At 58.2% G+C, this 17,024-nt stretch carries 17 protein-coding genes; 4 read left to right on the top strand and 13 right to left on the bottom strand.

Annotation, left to right across the window (positions count from 1 at the left end):
- Positions 1-22: 22 nt before the first annotated feature.
- Together Q7U39_16260 and Q7U39_16255 are read left to right on the top strand one after the other, a co-directional pair.
- Positions 23-943: a hypothetical protein gene (locus tag Q7U39_16260; GenBank protein ID MDO9119515.1), complete on the top strand. Its 921-nt coding sequence runs from the start codon at positions 23-25 to the stop codon at positions 941-943.
- Between the two features lie 125 nt (positions 944-1,068).
- Positions 1,069-1,260, top strand: coding sequence for a hypothetical protein (locus Q7U39_16255; protein ID MDO9119514.1), 192 nt, complete (start codon positions 1,069-1,071; stop codon positions 1,258-1,260).
- A gap of 63 nt (positions 1,261-1,323) precedes the next feature.
- On the opposite strand, the gene Q7U39_16250 is transcribed toward Q7U39_16255, so the two are convergent.
- On the bottom strand, positions 1,324-2,025 hold the full coding sequence (locus Q7U39_16250) for an arylesterase (GenBank protein ID MDO9119513.1): 702 nt from the start codon (positions 2,023-2,025) through the stop codon (positions 1,324-1,326).
- Between the two features lie 62 nt (positions 2,026-2,087).
- On the opposite strand from Q7U39_16250, the gene Q7U39_16245 reads away from it, so the two are divergent.
- Both Q7U39_16245 and Q7U39_16240 read left to right on the top strand, forming a co-directional pair.
- Entirely contained in the window at positions 2,088-2,771 is a 684-nt protein-coding gene (locus tag Q7U39_16245) for an ABC transporter ATP-binding protein (protein ID MDO9119512.1), read from the top strand.
- Positions 2,768-5,440, top strand: coding sequence for an FtsX-like permease family protein (locus Q7U39_16240; GenBank protein ID MDO9119511.1), 2,673 nt, complete (start codon positions 2,768-2,770; stop codon positions 5,438-5,440). Before Q7U39_16245 ends, Q7U39_16240 begins: the two co-directional genes overlap by 4 nt.
- A gap of 33 nt (positions 5,441-5,473) precedes the next feature.
- Here Q7U39_16240 and Q7U39_16235 read toward each other — a convergent pair whose 3' ends face one another.
- The 12 genes from Q7U39_16235 to Q7U39_16180 all read right to left on the bottom strand — a co-directional run bounded on the left by Q7U39_16235 (position 5,474) and on the right by Q7U39_16180 (position 16,919).
- A complete protein-coding gene (locus tag Q7U39_16235; protein MDO9119510.1) occupies positions 5,474-5,974 on the bottom strand; it encodes a PilZ domain-containing protein in 501 nt (166 codons plus the stop codon).
- Positions 5,975-6,119: 145 nt separating this feature from the next.
- Positions 6,120-6,311 (bottom strand): hypothetical protein, encoded by a 192-nt coding sequence (locus Q7U39_16230; protein ID MDO9119509.1) that lies wholly within the window; start codon positions 6,309-6,311, stop codon positions 6,120-6,122.
- A 47-nt stretch (positions 6,312-6,358) separates the two neighbouring features.
- The gene (locus Q7U39_16225) at positions 6,359-6,727 is read right to left on the bottom strand and encodes a VOC family protein (protein ID MDO9119508.1); all 369 of its coding nucleotides are present in this window, start codon (positions 6,725-6,727) and stop codon (positions 6,359-6,361) included.
- Complete coding sequence (locus Q7U39_16220; protein ID MDO9119507.1) at positions 6,724-9,318, bottom strand: M1 family metallopeptidase; 2,595 nt, start codon at positions 9,316-9,318, stop codon at positions 6,724-6,726. The genes Q7U39_16225 and Q7U39_16220 overlap by 4 nt, the downstream gene beginning before the upstream one ends.
- A 146-nt stretch (positions 9,319-9,464) precedes the next feature.
- Positions 9,465-10,166: a ribose-5-phosphate isomerase RpiA gene (gene rpiA, locus Q7U39_16215; protein MDO9119506.1), complete on the bottom strand. Its 702-nt coding sequence runs from the start codon at positions 10,164-10,166 to the stop codon at positions 9,465-9,467.
- Positions 10,163-11,236: a glucokinase gene (gene glk, locus Q7U39_16210; GenBank protein ID MDO9119505.1), complete on the bottom strand. Its 1,074-nt coding sequence runs from the start codon at positions 11,234-11,236 to the stop codon at positions 10,163-10,165. Before glk ends, rpiA begins: the two co-directional genes overlap by 4 nt.
- A gap of 21 nt (positions 11,237-11,257) precedes the next feature.
- Entirely contained in the window at positions 11,258-12,034 is a 777-nt protein-coding gene (pgl, locus tag Q7U39_16205; GenBank protein ID MDO9119504.1) for a 6-phosphogluconolactonase, read from the bottom strand.
- Positions 12,012-13,715 carry a glucose-6-phosphate isomerase gene (locus Q7U39_16200; protein ID MDO9119503.1) on the bottom strand — a complete coding sequence of 568 codons (1,704 nt, stop codon included), beginning with the start codon at positions 13,713-13,715 and terminating at the stop codon, positions 12,012-12,014. Before Q7U39_16200 ends, pgl begins: the two co-directional genes overlap by 23 nt.
- Positions 13,716-13,820: 105 nt before the next feature.
- Positions 13,821-14,459: a hypothetical protein gene (locus tag Q7U39_16195; GenBank protein ID MDO9119502.1), complete on the bottom strand. Its 639-nt coding sequence runs from the start codon at positions 14,457-14,459 to the stop codon at positions 13,821-13,823.
- Positions 14,460-14,486: 27 nt separating this feature from the next.
- The gene (locus Q7U39_16190; GenBank protein MDO9119501.1) at positions 14,487-15,125 is read right to left on the bottom strand and encodes a L,D-transpeptidase; all 639 of its coding nucleotides are present in this window, start codon (positions 15,123-15,125) and stop codon (positions 14,487-14,489) included.
- A 10-nt stretch (positions 15,126-15,135) separates the two neighbouring features.
- Complete coding sequence (locus Q7U39_16185) at positions 15,136-16,281, bottom strand: L,D-transpeptidase (GenBank protein MDO9119500.1); 1,146 nt, start codon at positions 16,279-16,281, stop codon at positions 15,136-15,138.
- A 14-nt stretch (positions 16,282-16,295) separates the two neighbouring features.
- Entirely contained in the window at positions 16,296-16,919 is a 624-nt protein-coding gene (locus tag Q7U39_16180; GenBank protein ID MDO9119499.1) for a hypothetical protein, read from the bottom strand.
- Between the last annotated feature and the right edge of the window lie 105 nt (positions 16,920-17,024).

Here is a 17,024-nt window from a genome sequence, read left to right as displayed (position 1 = left end):
TTCACATCTAGGATTAGACTCTATGGCAACCATGCGAAACAAAATTCCCTGCAGCGCCGACCGACTCGGTCTTCTGGACCCCCAGATGATCAAGGCAGTGGTCGAAACTTCCGCCTTCCAGATCGGCCATCAATACTTGTCCGAGAATCGGGTTCGCATCGTGGAAGCCGACGACGCGCAGATTTCTTCCGCGGTCATCGGAAACTCAGGGCTTTATGAACAAACCATCCGGTTGAAAGACGGGCACTTAATTTCGAAATGTTCCTGTACCCTTCCCGAAGAACCGATTTGCCGCCACTGCATTGCTGTCTTGCTCGAGTACCACCGATGGTCCCAACCGCGACAATCCCGGAAGACCAAAGACATTCCACGAGACCTCAAAGCAGCCACGCAATCCGAACCTCCGACTAATGGAAACGGAACATCGACAATGGGCCAAAACTCATCAACCGACGTCAAGCTCAGCGAAGTCATGGTGTTTGTAGAGTGGCTGCAGCCTGCGATGAAGGCGATTGAACAGGTCCAATCGATGCCTCTGCCTCCTCAGATTGCTCCTGGGGAAGTTGCGAACTGGATCCAGACTATCCGTAATCTGGAGGATCGCCGCCGGGATAGCGAAGAGGTCCAGTTGAAGCTGGAATCGGACATGCGGGACCGAGAGGCCTATGTTGCTCGATTAAGTCAACAACTCCAGGCTTCTACTGCGGAAGCAAAGGCTGCTCAGGCAACAACACAAGCGCTCCAGCAAGAGGTCGCAACCTACAAAGTCGTCTTAAGCAAAGTTGCTGAACTTTCAGGGGAAGTCAGCCGCTACGATGGCCAGCTGAAGTCGCTGGCTCAGGATTTTGCCAGCAAAGGGAACCAGCTTGATCGAATGGCCGGTTCGTGCAAGCAAGTCGCTGAAGCCCTCAACTCCATCGCGAAACAAACTGCTCCACGGTAAATTTGCTCATACAAGTCGCAGATCATCCCCCTCCCGAGTTTATGTACAGGGATCTTGCGCAACTCCATTCTATTTTTGTAAAATGCGCTCCTCATTTTCGATATACCCTTGAGGGAGGAATGATTATGATGAAGAGATTTCTGGAAACAGGGAGCGTGGCTCTTGCGGTCGTACTAACAGTTGCTCCTCAAGTCCTGGCGAATGAGGCGCATGGTGACGGTCCCCCGGACTACAGTGGCATCACCGGGTTGTACTATGTCATGATCGGGGGAATTCTGGCGTACGGCGTGTACGACACATTCCTGAAGAAGTCGTAGCCTCTCCCTGGTACCGGTTGATAGCAGACTCCTGCCTTGCTGAGAAATCGGCAAGGCAGGAATCTATTTTTTCGCCCCGTTGTGCATCTTCTCCCTACCCTTCAGAACCGGCTGCAACCTTCCAAGCATCATTTCCACAATCGCGCGATAGCCCCGGGCTGTCGGGTGGATGCCATCGGCCTGGTTTAACGTATTGGAGGCCGCCACTCCTTCGAGGAAAAATGGGATGAGCGGCAAGCGATAGCGCGTCGCCAGGTCAAGATAGAGGCGTTCGAATGCTGAAAGGTAATCGTTACCGTAATTGGGCGGGAGCTTCATGCCGGCCAGAATCACTTGCGTGCCGGATTCTTGCAGCTGCTGAATGATGTGCTCAAGATTGGCTTTCGTCTCTTCCACTCGCAGTCCTCTCAGACCGTCATTGGCTCCCAGTTCGAGAATCACGATTTCTGGCTTGCTCCGCAAGATCCACGGCACACGGCGCAGCCCCCCCGCAGTCGTCTCTCCGCTCACACCGGCGTTGACGACCCGATATCGCAGCCCGAGCGCATCCAATCGCCGCTGCAACTCCGCCGGATAGGTCTCATCAGCAGCAACGCCGAGCCCGGCAGTCAGACTGTCCCCAAACGCCACGATCCTGGGTCGATCATCGACCGATGGCGGGCCCGCAGCCCGAGCGAAAGAGGGCACGCCTGAAAGTCCAGTCAGAATGAGCCATCCGACATACGCGCCTATTCCAAGCGTTTGTAATTTCGACCGACGTTCCATATCTGTACAGTATAATATCATTTTGGGGTCTGCTCCGAGATGAGGAAGGAAAGCACTGTCTCATGATTCGCATCACCCAACTTTCAATGAGTCTGGCAGCCGGAGGGCGAGCAGTTCCTATTCTGGACAATGTCTCATTGGAGATTCCGGACAAACAGATGGTCGCGATTGTCGGACCATCAGGGAGCGGGAAATCGACGCTCCTGGGATTAATGGCCGGCCTCGATCGCCCGACATCGGGCTCCATCCTGTTGGATGAACAAGAATTGACGGCCATGTCCGAAAGCGCCCTGGCCAGGTTCAGACGCGCGAAGATCGGCTACATCTTCCAATCGTTCCATCTTATCCCCACACTCACCGCCCTAGAGAATGTCACCGTTCCCCTCGAACTGAGCGGCGAGCGGGGAGGCGATGTGCGTGCGGCAGAATTGTTGGCCTCCGTGGGACTGGCCGACCGCCTCGATCATTATCCCGTGCAGCTATCCGGCGGAGAACAGCAGCGCGTCGCGGTCGCCCGGGCCTTTGCCTGCCGTCCACCATTCTTATTTGCCGATGAACCGACCGGCAATTTGGATAGCACGACAGGAGTACAGGTGATCAACCTCCTCCTGGCCATGCATCGAGATTTTGGCACCACCCTGGTCCTCGTCACGCATGACCAAGACCTGGCCGGTCGAATGCAACGAGTCGTCGCGTTGCGCGATGGCCGCATCGAGTCCGATCAATTGACGGCCCCCCTTCCGTGAACACATTCATCCTAAAAATGGCGTGGCGTGAAACTCGCGCGGCCTGGCGGCACTTTTTCTATTTTCTCACCAGTATTGCGGTGGGAGTGGGCGCCCTTGTGGGAGTCTCACTGTTTTCCGCCCACCTTGAGCAGACTGTCACGAAGGAAGCCCGCGGCTTACTTGGCGGGGATCTTGAGGTTCGCCTCTCACGGCAGGTGAGTCCAGCAGGCCTCACATTTCTCACTTCGCTGACAGGTCGAGACATTGCGATGACTCACGTGAGCGAGTTGATCGGCATGGCCGCTCACGTTCCCGGAACACCGTCCCCCGGCCAATCGTCACAAATCGTCGAACTCAAGGCTGTGGAGTCGCTCTATCCATTTTATGGGGCCCTTCGCCTGGAACCGGATCGCCCGCTGTGGGAACTGCTGCAACTCCAGTCGGCCGGCTGCCCGGGAGAGCCCTGCTGGGGCGCAGTTGTTCAGGAGTCACTACTCATTCGAATGGGATTGACGCTGGGCCAATCACTCACCCTCGGCCAGGCCACCTTCCGTATAACCGGGATTGTGCGCACCGAGCCGGACCGCATGGCGAATGCCTTCAGCTTGGGCCCTCGCGTGTTGATTGCCCAGGGCGGACTCCGCGCCACGGAGCTGGTGAAGCTCGGCAGTCGTGTACGCGAACGCTATCTGTTAAAAACCCCGGCCGCCACTAAGATTGATCCGCTCCTCTACGAATTGCGGAGCCGCCTGGCGGCGGATTCCGCACGCGTATCGACGTATCGGGATGCACAACCGCAACTGAAACAATTTCTGGAACAATTGACACGGTATCTCGGGCTCATCGGACTGACCGCCTTGTTTGTCGGCGGCATCGGCGTCGCCACCTCCGTGCGCGCGTTCCTTCGAGAAAAGCTGGCAACCATCGCCATCCTGAAAACCGTCGGGGCCGATTCTCCGACCATCATTCGAACCTATGCGACCCAGGCCCTCCTCTTGGGACTGACCGGAAGCATCGCAGGGCTGGCGCTCGGGATCAGTTTAGAACAGGCCGTACCGTGGATGCTGTCTTCGTGGTTCGCCTCAGACATGCTGGGGCAAATCGGTTTTACATCGGGACTCTCGCTGCCTTCACTCCTCCCGCTTGGCAAAGGCCTGGCCCTCGGCCTGCTCACCACGTTGCTCTTTACTTTGTGGCCGTTGCTGGCCATTCGAGCCGTCAAACCGGTCGCGCTGTTGCGGCGTGACGCGCTTGCGGCGGAACCATCCTCGGTCTCGACCGATCGGACATGGCGCCAACACATCGCGCGACTTGATCGAACGAAACTGCTCACCGCCGGGGTGATCGCCGCAGGACTCGCCCTGCTGTCCATGTGGCAAGCCGGAACGTGGAAAATTGGGCTGCTCTTCATGGCAGCCTTCTCGCTCGCATTCGCACTGTTAGGAAGCGCCGCCTGGCTGGTGATCAGGACACTGGCGGTGGTGGCCCGTCCTAAGCGTCTGGCCGTTCGCCATGCGATCGGCAACATTGTTCGGCCGGGGAGTCAGGCCGTCAGCATGACCATCGCCATCGGCATTGGGGTGATGGTGATCGTCACCGTCGCACTGGTTGAACGAGCCTTGCTCCGACAGATCGGAGAGAGCCGGCCAGCGGATGCCCCAACGTTTTTCTTCATTGATATTCAACCGGACCAGGTGGACGGCATCTCCCGTCTGCTCCGTGACCGGGTAGAACCCCACCTACCAAGTCTGACTCCCCTGGTTCGCTCACGGCTCGTGGCCGTGAACGGCCAACCGATCAAGACCGAAGCCGTATCCGAGGAAGAGGAACGGACCGTCCAAGCGGCCGACAAGGAGCAGCGCCGGAAGACCTGGTACCTGACCAGAGAATATGTACTGACCTTCTTGGATCAGCTCCCGAAGGACAACGTCATCGTAAAAGGGCGGTGGTGGACACCTGGACAGACCTTTCCCATACCCCGGGTCTCGGTTGAGGAGGAAGCAGCAAAGGCCATGGGGCTGGATGTCGGACAGACGGTCGAGCTGGATATTCAGGGCACATCACTGGTCGCAGAGGTCAGCAGCATTCGCAAAGTAGAGTGGGGCAACTTCTCCACCAACTTCTACATGGTCCTGTCGCCCGGCGCGCTGGATGGGGCGCCTCTCACCTATGTCGCGACGGTCCGGGTGCCGCCTTCCGACGAAGTATCGTTGCAACAGGCAATCGTCGCCGGATTTCCTAACGTGACGGCGATTAATATCGGCGATGTCCTCGATAGTTTCGCCCGTGTCCTCGATCGCCTGTCTCTGGCCATTCGAGCCGTCGCGCTCTTCTGCCTACTCACCGGAGGGCTCGTCATGGGAGCGGCCCTCGCGGCAACCCGGTATCGCCGCCTCTATGAATCGGCAGTGTTGAAAGCCTTGGGCGCCACACGGGGGTTGCTCGTCGGATCGTTCGCTATGGAATATCTGGTGCTGGGAATGGTGGGCGGCGCGATCGGCGTCGGATTAGCCAGCGCCTTGTCCTGGGCGCTCCTTCGATGGGTCTTCGAACTCGGCTGGACGCTGCATCCACACGTGTTGCTCATCGGGCTGGGGCTCACAATGGCCCTTACGCTTCTCGTGGGGTTCCTCAGCACCTATCGCCTGCTGGGGCAACGACCGCTGTCCGTCCTCAGATACGAGTGAGTCGCGCACGTATTAAAGATGTCGGCTGATCTCTCAGCGGGGGAGGGCAGGCTCCGGCAACCAGAGATCCAGAATGCTGCGGATACGACGTTGGTCCTGCCGATGCAATTGGGTAAATCGCAGGCCGAGTTCTCCTTGGGACGAGAACCGGACAATCGCCTCCTCCACCGTGATGGGGAAAGACACGCTGGAGTGCTGAAATTCTAGCACCACCCGTGTCCCCGGAACCACCGGACGCTCACAGCGAATCCGGCAGCCGCGAATCGACAAGTCCTGGATAATTCCTTCCTCCCCCAGCTGATGCGGCAAGGCATGGAGAGGCTTCAGCCACACGGGAAAATCGACCGCCACTCGATCGAAGTTGCGACGGGGATTGGAGGCAACTCGTCCGAGGAAAGAACGAAACCGCCGGGCACACAGCTGACAGCGAAACGGATAGACCGTGACATAACCAAAGAGCCTGTCCGTGAACGACCGGCGGGCGGCGAGTCGAGTTTTTGTGGTACCGCAGAACGGGCACGCCACCAGCCTCATGGAACCACCCTTCTGTCCCGTGACGAGTGGTCACTATCGTACGCTTGCGTGCGCTCCTTCGGCTACCCCCTAAAAGTACAAGGTGACAGGCGTGACCACACCGATGCCGCAAACCTAAAGAACCGGCTCGGCCAACGGCGTGACATCAGGAGTGCAACAATTCGCGCAAGCTCCGACGCTCTCGTTCGCGGAAGGTCACGGCGATCCGCAGCTGCTCCAGATATTGGTCCAGCGTTTTTTCGCCCAGATCGATCTTGCGGGAGAGGAAGAACTCCCGCACATCCTGCTCAAAAGCAGCAGTGGCGGGGGCGACGATACCGCTCCACCTGCGACGCAACCCGCGGTAGCACCTTCGTAGACCCAGAAGGACATTTGCCGCAAGTCCTACCAGGGTTGCGTCACCTGATGCAGGGTAAGGGCGTTGCCCTCGGAGTCCAGAATCACGGCGAGGCGGCAGACAGGTGTGGAGAGCGGTTCGAGTTTCACCCGCACCCCCTTCGCTCGAAGCTGTTCGATCACGTCATCGACGTTCTGCACTTCGAAGGCGATGCTGCCGCCTGCATCGGCACTGGGGGCTCCTCCTTCTTTCAAGTTGGTGAGGGCGAACGTCCCCCCATCAAGATCATATTCGACCCATTCGAACGCGTGCGACTCGCGGCGAGCCAGGCGAAGACCGAGGACCTCCTCATAAAACCGTCGTGCCCGAGGCATGTCCGTGACAGGGTACACCGTGAAGGCGATGTGCTTGATCATGAATCCGCTCCGGGTTGTTGTGATCGGAGATAGGTCTGCAATCCGTCGCACTCTCGTTCGCGGAAGGTCACGGCGATCCGCAGCTGCTCCAGATATTGGTCCAGCGTTTTTCCGCCCAGATCGATCTTGCGGGAATGAAAGAATTCGCGCACGTCCTGCTCAAGTTCAGGAGTGGCCAATGCGACAACACCGCCGCACATACGCCGGAGGCCTTGCTTGGGGAAAAGCCGGTCCATCTGATCCCAGTTTGTTTTCACAAATTCCCAGGCTTGTTCACGACCATACACATTCCCCAACACAGCACTAACCACAAACGGCGCATCCTGAATCCGAATCTCACCGTTGATCGTACGGGCGAGGGTACGCGCAAGCAACGCCGGGACTTGAAAGGCCGCGAGCGCAAAGAGATACCGCCGCTCCTCTTGCGGCGTCGTGGCACTTCGTGAGCGATCGAAAAACTCGGTGTAGCGCACCTCGTCACCGGTGTGGGCCAGGATGGAGACGAGCGCAGGGACGATATTCGGGTCAACTCGCGAAGGATCTGTGCTGTACAACCGGTACTGCTCCGCTGCTTGCGCGTGAGTAGCCGGGTCGTTGCCGAGTTTTCCCAATGCGCCGATGAGCTCCCCTCGCAACTGCTTGACCAATTCGTCCTCGCCAGGCTTCGGCTGCCAGGTGAGTTCTGTCACGGCAGGCAGAAGACGCGCACGAACGAAGGCTTCCAGGACTGGCCGGTCTTCAGCCGCGATGACGCGGTTCAAGAATGACAATGAGTCGAGGATGACGGCCCACACATTCTTATCCCGCTCACCTGTGAAGCGGCTGGTCAGGTACAAATAATCGGACAATGGAGTGAGCCCTGAGACCGTCGTCGCCCAAACATCGCTGACCAAATTGAACCGCTCGCTCGGCGCGAGGCGATCGACTCCGGCTTCCAGGATCCGCTGAAGCAATGGAGATTCGTATCGCACTCGATAGAATCCGTGCCCGGCTTCGTTCGCGAACAGATGCTGGACTCCTTTCGGAAGGCTCACGTGCATCTCGCGATCGGTCAAGAGCAGCCGGCGATGTTCGGTGATGCCGCCGGAGGTGATCCGGAGCGGCACGGGAATCTGCCATCGCTGTTCGGTCGATTCCGGAGATGCGAGGTAGGTAAATCGCTGCTGAGAGAGCACGAGTTCCGTCTCGCTCCGCTGGCGCACCGTCACGAGGGGATAGCCCGGCTGAAAAATCCAGCCGTCCATGAGTTCGGGAACCGCCTGCTTCGCCGCCTGTCCCAATGCCACCCACAGATCATTGGTGTCAGCATTGCCGTATGCATGGGCGCGGAGATACTGACGCACGCCCTCGCGAAAGACAGCCGGCCCGATATGCTGCTCAAGCATGCGAAGGACGGAGGCCCCTTTTTCGTAGGTCAGCACGTCGAACATGGCATCGGCATCTTTGGGAGCGCGAACGGGATACTCGATCGGACGCGTGCTCAGCAGGCCGTCCACGGAGAAGGCCGCGGCTCGCGAGACACCGAACGCGTCCCAGCGTTTCCACTCGGGCTTCCAGGCATCCACCGCCAGCATTTCCATAAACGTGGCGAAGGCTTCGTTCAGCCAGAGCCCGTTCCACCAGGACATGGTGACGAGATCACCGAACCACATATGGGCGTTCTCATGGGCGACGACGTCAGCCACCCGCTCCCGCTCCGCATGCGTGCCGGACCGCTCATCCACAAGTAAAGCGGTTTCCCGAAATGTAATGGCGCCCAGGTTTTCCATCGCCCCGGAAGCGAAGTCTGGAATGGCGAGAAGATCGAGCTTATCTCCCGGATAGGGGATCCCGTAGTAGTCTTCAAAGAACGTCAGCGAAGCCGCAGCGATTTCATGCCCGAACCGCGTGAGAGGCTGTTTCCCAGGAACGGTCCAGAGGCGCAGTGGAGTGTTGCCGATGTACATCGCCTTGGTCGCTTCGAGTTGCCCGACAATGAAGGCGACGAGATAGGTGGACATCTTCATACTGTCGGCAAACCGCATGACTCTTTTGCCGGATTGAACCGAGTCGGACGCGACGGAGGTGTTCGAAACCGCTGTGAGACTCGGATCGATGACCAGAGTTGTGGCGAAAACAGCTTTGAAGTCAGGCTCATCCCAGCAAGGGAAGGCTCGTCGTGCATCGGTCGCTTCAAACTGTGTGGCCGCCATAGTGTGGGTCGCGCCGGACTGATCTTTATACGTACTGCGATAGAAGCCGCGCAGGTGGTCGTTCAACGTTCCTTGAAACACCAGCGTCAGCTGCGACTCTCCCACGGCAAGGGGACGAGGAAACGTCAGCCGGCACCGCTGCATCGCCGAATCGACCTCGACCGTTGCATCAAGCCGACCGCCGGCCGTCCCTTCGAGCGTCGCCGATGATATCGTGAGATCGACCGCGTTCAGAATGACGGTGCTGGTCGATTGTGCGACCGTGACTGTGACGACGGCGACGCCTGAAAAGGTCGCGGAGTGAAGATCCGGCTCCAACCGTAAATCGTAGCGATGCGGCACAACGTGCCTGGGTAAACGATAGGGATCCAGACTGCCGGAAGCATCATCGATGTTCATGTCTTCGCCTTTCGGTCGTGTCGTCGTGGTTGCTGCAACGGCCGGACGGATGGCCGAGAGAAGGAGAGGAGCTAGTGGAAGGACCAGCAGCGCACGGGCTCGTCCAGCCAACGTCGTGAACAGATGACGCCTGCCGACGGATTCACTCATTGCTCCGGCGCATGGTGAATGTCGACTCCGTGAGGGGAACCGACGATCAATATACTCGTTCGACCGATGAACAGACCGGTTTCCACAACTCCAGGAATCTGGTTCAATGCTATTTCTAGATCCTTCGGATGGTGGATCCGCGCAATATGCACATCCACGATCAGATTCCCTGCTTCGGTCCTGAACGGGGCTCCGTTTTTCTCCCTGAGTACCACTCGACTTTTGGTCAAGGACTCGATCTCACGTGCCGTACTCCCCCAACCAAATGGAATGATTTCGATCGGGAGGGGGAATGATCCTCCCAGCACGGGGACTTGCTTCGTGTAATCCACCAACACAATGAACTGCTTGGCCGAAGCCGCCACAATCTTTTCCTTCAGGAGAGCGCCTCCGCCGCCCTTGATCAGGTTGAAACCTGGATCAACTTGATCGGCGCCATCGATCGCCACATCGATCTCCCAACGGTTGTCGGTATCGATCAAGATGATGCCCGCCTCTTTGGCCAGCGCCGCGGTTTCATGCGATGTGGGAACCCCGCGCAGCCTCATTCCAGCTCGAACCTTTTCACCAAGCGCGATAACCATATGCTTAGCTGTTGAACCGGTCCCGAGCCCCACGATCATCCCGTCGCGAACGAACTCGACGGCTTCCAATGCCGCGGCTTTCTTCAGTCGATCGAGATCTAAGTGCGTAGTCATGGCGTCGGCCCCTGAGATAGCGCGGCGGCGACTGATGCGGCGCCAAGCAGGGCAGTCTGTTGGTTCATCACAACTTTTACCGGCATGTTGCTCAGCAAGCGCTTGTACCGGCCTTTGTTGATAAAGGCTTTCATGAATGTGCCATCCTGGAGCTTTTTGATCAGCTTCGGGGCCATCCCACCGGCCACATACACACCGTCGAGCGATAACGCTTTGAGCGCCAGATTGCCAGCTTCCGCGCCGTAGATAGAAGCAAACAAATCTAACGTCTGCTTGGCAATGTCGGCCTGGCCCTTCAGGCCAGCCTCGGCAATTTCGGCAGCCGGATCACCGGCTTTAATTTTTTCTGCAAGCCACGTCGGTTCATTCTTTTTCGTGTCACGAACATATTCGTAGATCGCATTCAGCCCGGGGCCTGAAAGAATTCGCTCATAACTGACGTGGAGGAATTGGCTGCGCAGGTAGCGCAGCAGTTCGATCTCGTAGTCGTTGTTCGGAGCGAAGTCGGCATGGCCGCCTTCCGACGGCATCGGACGATAGGACTTGCCGTCCCAGAAGAGAATCGCCTCGCCGAGCCCGGTCCCGGCCGCAATGAGCGCCAGCGCCTGGCGTTTTTTCGGAGGATTGCCGGGATTGAGCACCTCCAGTTCATCAGGCCGTAAGAGTAGGATCCCGTAGGCGGTCGCCTCAAGATCGTTGAGCAGTTGCACGCGGGGAATATCGAATCGTTTGGCTATCGCCGCCCCATCCACCACCCACGGCAAGTTGGTCGTCCGGGAATGATTTTCGATCACCGGGCCGGCAACCCCAAAGCAGGCCGCAGTGAGCTTGATGGGTTCTTCCGGAAGGGATTCCACCTCCGTCTCTTCCGCACTGGACGCCGCGACTTCGATATCGTCCAACAGCATCGGCGGCTTCGGCGGTGTGAGAAATTCTTCCAGAATCTCCTCGAGTGATTTGTAGTCGGCACTATGAAAGGTCTCGAGCCTCACCGGTTCCACCCGCTCGGCGGGCCAATCATAGAGGGCTAGATTCGTCTTGGTTCCACCAATATCGCCTGCCAGAATCATCGTCAGTCCTTCTCGTCTGTCTTATCGCATGAGAGCGGCCGCCGCGGATTCATCGAGCAACCACAGAAGCCGTCCGCTGTCCGGCTTTACCTGAGCCGCCGGCAGTGCCCGCTCCGCCTGGGTTTGCGACTGGAGCACCGCACGAACCGTCTCCGCCTTCCCGGCGCCGGTCACGAGGAACAGTACCACAGTCGCCCGGTTGATCACACCTAGGGTCAGGGTCAAACGAGAAGGAATCCCTTTCGGCGATAGCCCGACCGTGACCAGATGATTCGCCTCTGACAAGGCGGGCGTCCCTGGAAAGAGCGATGCCGTATGACCATCCTCGCCCAAACCGAGAAGAACCAGGTCCAAACGGGGTATCGCCGGTGAGGGACTATGCGTGAGGGCCCTGACCGTCCGCTCATAATCCGCCGCGGCCAATCTGAGGTCTGCGGATTCGCCTTTCATTCGATGGACCTGTGACGATCCGATCCCCAACGGGCGAAACAATGCCTCCAGGGCGAGTCCATAGTTGCTGTCGGGGTGATCGGGTGGGACGCCGCGCTCATCGCCGAACAGAAAGATCATTCGATCCCACTGACATTGAGTTTTCCATTCAGGCGACGTCAGCGCTCCATAGAGTGCTCGGGGAGTCGATCCTCCGGAAAGAGCAACGACACAAGAACCCTGTGACTGAACGGCCTGATCGGTGATGTCTCGGAAGAGGCCGCACGCCTGGTCGAGCCAACCCTGACCAGGCTGACACACCAGAATATCGGGAGAAGACGACATGTTACCGATGACGACGGCTCGCATGCCGTTCCACCGAGATGGCTTTCCGACGTGGCCGTCGCGGAACAGGGCAGAGCCGGCTGACTATGGCGTTGACTGTGGCTACCGGGTTGGCCCCAAGCATGACCCGAATTGCGGGACGGCCGTGAGCCTGCAACGATTCAAGATCGCCGGTCGCCTGGGCCTTTGCCAAAGTGCCGAATGAAAAAGTTTGCGCCGGAATCGGGAGATCCGGCGTCATACGATCGACGAGCTCCAGAAAGACGCCGCTCGCCGGTCCGCCTTTGTGCAACTGTCCGGTCGAATGCAAGTAGCGGGGGCCGTACCCGAACGTTGTCGTGACATGATGCTGCTGCACCAAGGCCTTCCTCAGACGACGGATCGCGGCTTCGAGAGGCTTTGAGGGCGTCGTATACGCCAAGATGGCGACATAGGAACCGGCGGGGAGGTGGCTAGCCAGCCCGGCAGCCGCTTCACGCGGACTACTCACCGTAGTTTCAGGCAGCCGGCCGGTGGCCTGATAGCCATCGAGCACTCGCCTGGTATTGTCTTTACTCTCCTGTACATTCGGCTGATCGAACGGCTGGATACCGAGAACATGGCCTGCAACAGCGGTCGCATATTCCCAACGGAAAAATTCAGCACCGAGATCATACGGATCACGAAGCGCAAACGTGAGAACGGGATGGCCCGCGCGCGCGAGGGCCCCCACCTGACGATCCAAGGCCTCGTTTGTTGCGCCCTTCAGCCTGAGATAAATGAACAATCGATCGGATCCATACATCCCCGGTGCAAGCACCGGCTCCTGCGCGACCGGGACAATCCCCTTGGTTTCTTTGCCGGTACTCTCAGCTATTAATTGCTCGGCCCACAAGCCAAAGGTATCGATGGGGGAGGACGCGAGAATGGTCACCTTGTCCCTCCCGGCTTTGGCGAGCGCCCCCATCGCCAATCCAAGGTAGGCACCCGGGTTGTCTTCTATCACACGACTCTCGCGACAGCGGTCGGCCATCTTCCCAGCGCGCTCCAATAATCGAGAAATATCCAGGCCCATCAATGCCGCCGGGACTAATCCAAACAATGAGAGGACGGAATAGCGTCCCCCGATATCAGACGGATTGCTGAAAATTTGCCGAAAGCCGTGTTCACGCGCCATGGTCTCGAGACCGGTGCCTGGATCGGTGATAGCAATGAACTGCTGTCCTCCGCGATTGCCCTTCGCTCCCGCTACAAGCTTCCAGAAGTGGGCGAAGAGCGACATGACCTCGATTGTCCCACCCGACTTGCTGGCCACGAGAAAGAGCGTGCGGGCAGGATGAATCGATTTGGTCACCAGACGAACCCATCCCGGCACGGTCGAGTCGAGTACCCAGAGGCGCGGGGCCCCCTTCTTTGAACCGAACGATGCACGAAAGACTTCGGGGCCGAGGCTGCTGCCGCCCATGCCGAGCAGGACGATATCCCTGATGCTCTCTTTCCTCGCCGTGACAGCCACTATTTTCAACGCCTGCACGTGCGCAAGCATGCCGTCGGGCAAGGTCAGCCACCCCAGCCGATTGGCAATTTCAGCGGGATCAGGCTTCCACAGCCGATGATCTTTGGACCACAGTCTCTCCACAACTTGATTGCGAACGACCGATTCCCTCGCATCGCGGATCAATGCGTCGTACGTCTCGGCAAGATGCTCTCTGGAAGGAATGGCCATGTGGGGCTCTCCTTGGTTGAGTCACCGAAGGCTTATGAGTGGCACGTTGCTGCATCTTAGAAAGCCAGGTCGGAAAACGCAATGCGGACCGACAGCGGTGACTTGCTATGGCTCGGAGGGGCGACGGATGACCACAGGCATCCCGTCCACGGTGGACCAGGCTAGGGACTGGGCCTGCTCGCTGGAGAGGGTGATACTGAGCGTCGGGGCTGCACTTGATGACTGAACTCCGCCAAGATGCTGCTTCCAGAGACCGAACTGTTTCCAGGCCTTCCGGCTTGTCGCGTGAATCCATCCTAACGCCCCTTGCTCCCCGGCAGACTCGACGTCGATCGTCATTGCCGGGGCAAATGACAGCCGGTATTCGGTCGGCATATCGGACAAGGAAATCGGCTCCTGCTCGGTCGTTGCAGACGGATCGATCTTGCGGCGAACCACCGGCGGACGGGCCGTCAAGCGAAAGATGCCCGTCAATCGTGGAAGCTCAGTGGCCGTCCATGCGGCAATGGGAAGCCGGTGAAGCTCCACCCCCCGAGCCTTGATTTGGATGACCCCTGACACAAGATCCATGAGCAGATAGGTTTGAGGACGCGCGGCCAGTTTGAGTTCTTCTTCGAGAACCCGCGAGCCCTCCTGTAGCGCCACAGGATCGTTCATGTCCAGATCGGAAAACGCCTCACCTTCGGCAGCCCAACCGGGAGCCGAGAAAAGAAGAACCACGGAAAGAAGGATGGATAAAGGCATGAACAGCATCTGCACGAGGAGCATGAACTAAAAGATCATGATCGGTGTCCCAACTCGGGCGAGCTGATAGACACTTTTTAGGTCATCGTCATTGAGCCGAATACACCCATGGGTGACGTTCTTGCCGAGCAATCGAGTATAGAGCGTGCCATGAATAAAATAGCCTTTGCCAAACCCTAGCGCATAGTCGCCCAGCACGCCTTGTTCGACTCGGTCGGCGGGATTCTTGGGCACCATGAGTCCTTCTTCAATGAATGCCCAATCCGGTTTTACCCAGGCGGGATGCGTCAATTTGGACTGCACCGTAAATTCTCCACGCGGTGTATCGAAGACCCATTGGGCATTGCTTTCGCCCGGCTTATCGAGCACCACTCCGCTGCCGGTAGAGGCAATGGCATCCAGCACGATCTCTTGGCTGCGTTTGACATAGAGGTGATTTCGCGCGGTGTCCACAAGAATGTAATGTTGGTGGGGCGAAAATTGCGCGAGCTGTTTCTTGAGGCCCTTGTATTGATTTTGCAAACCTCGGAGCGCGATTGGATCTACAGCGAGAGGCTGAGGGGCCGAGGCAATGGAGGACTGAAGCTGACTGCTGCTGTACGGAATCAGGGCCACGAGCAGGCCGAAGGAGAGGACCGAACCTATAAGGAGAATGACTCGCTTCATGGAAGTCGTCTCAGGTTTCTTCTCCGTGCTCTCCCAGCTGAGCCAAGGCCGTCGCGACCGCGTTGCGCCCGGTCACGGCGCCGACGATACTGACCACACTCCCAGGCTCCACCCGCTCGAACAGCGCGCTCATTTGAACATTGTCGAGCATGACACAACCAAGCGTTTGCGCCATCAACTCATTTTCGACGCCATGGATTTCGATCTGGCCTCCGATCTGCTTCGAGGCAGCAATACGACCAACCTTCTTGCCTTGCACAAATCGACGGCGATCATCCTGGTTCGGGTAATCTAAAACCAGCGCCCGGTAGAACTGTGTCCGGCCCGCTCCGCGCTTATCTATGACGCGATATCGTCCCTCTGGAGTCGCACCGTCACCCTGGAATTGTTTTTCACGAATACCATTGAACCCTAAACGGACAGGATATGATAGCACCCTGCTCCCGTTTTTATAGAGCGTCAGGGTTCTCTCTGCCTTGCTGACGACAATGGCCGTGGATCGGTGAGTGCGGGACCACTCGATCGTCTGCTGCGCCATGGCCTGCCACCGGCGGATGTGCTGCTCATCCGCATACCGCCCAAGTTCGCGGGCAAGAAGTGCGGACTGCACGTGCAAAGCCTTGCCGGCCAAATCAGCGGCTTCAATTGAGCGCTGATAGTCATGCTGATCCAAAAATGATCTGGCCTGCTTCACCAATAAATCGGTTTGGACGGGCTTGCCTCCTAAGACAATGCGGCCATCAATGGCATCAATTTGCGAGGAGAGCGCGCGCAACCGTTCTTCCACACGCAGCACGTTCTGTTGAGCACGGTGCTGTTGTGCCTGTCGTTCACCATGCAACTTCGCGAGGGTACTCCCGCCCTCTTGGTGGAGCCTACGAAGCTCTGTTTCAAGATCATTGGTTTCCCACGGCCATCGCACCAGATCATCATCCGACTGTACACGGGCACGGAGCGGCACCCATTGCCGTACGAAACGGGCATATTCTTCAGGAGCGATTTCGGGTGCTTTGAGCGCGACCAATTGCTGATCGATCCGATCAATCGCGCTGACCAGTTCAGGCGGAATTGCTTGGGCACAGGCAGAGAGCGCCCCCGCCAGGAAGAATCCCTGGGCGAGAGCGATCAGACCATTTCTCACTAAAGAGGCAGCCATGAATCAATACTACCTTACTTTTTCTTATGCGCAGAAGGTTTTCCCCTCCCCACTTTCGCCAACGCATTCTGCAATTCCGCAGAGACTGCTTGCCCCTTGTCATGGATGGCCTTCGCTTGAGTCTGGGCAGCCGGATAGTCTTCTTTATCGATCGCCAATTGGATCTGATTCAACGACGCCTTTAAGGCTTCCACATCATTCTTGATGGCCTCAAGTGCCGCACGGTCTTTGCCCACCGGAGCGCCGGCCACCAGCTCGACGGCTGACTTTACCGCTTCCTGAGCGACTTGTTGCGCCTGAAGCGCGCCGGCCTTCGCCTCTTCCTTCTTTTTCACGGCGTCGGCCTTCACCCGTTCACCGTCGGCCTTGGCAGAAGCCGCAAGTTGCTCGGCTTTCCCGTAGTCACGAAAGAGGGCAAACTTTCCATCCTGATCCGTTACTTCTTTTTTCATGGCGGTCAAGGACGCTTCGAGCTTGGCATATTCTTGCGCCGTATAGGTCGCCGCTCCGCTCATCTGAGCGTCCTTGAGCGCCTTTTCCGCTGCATCGATTTGCTCGGCGGGTGGCTTGGCGCAGCCAGCGAGCAAAATCGCTCCAAGCATCAGTGGCGCGAGCCGATTGATCGTGACGTTCATCATATTCTCCTTATGGTTTAAGAGGGTGGGGGGACGGCCGTGCACACTTCGGGCTCCCTCGGGTGAGAAGGCCCCTCACCAAACATGAGCGACCTTCTCAGCCTGGAA

This window comes from Nitrospira sp., assembly GCA_030653545.1.
Classification (GTDB): Bacteria; Nitrospirota; Nitrospiria; order Nitrospirales; family Nitrospiraceae; genus Nitrospira_D.
Note: the sequence above shows the minus strand (reverse complement) of the source record. Positions and strands in the feature narration are given on the sequence as shown.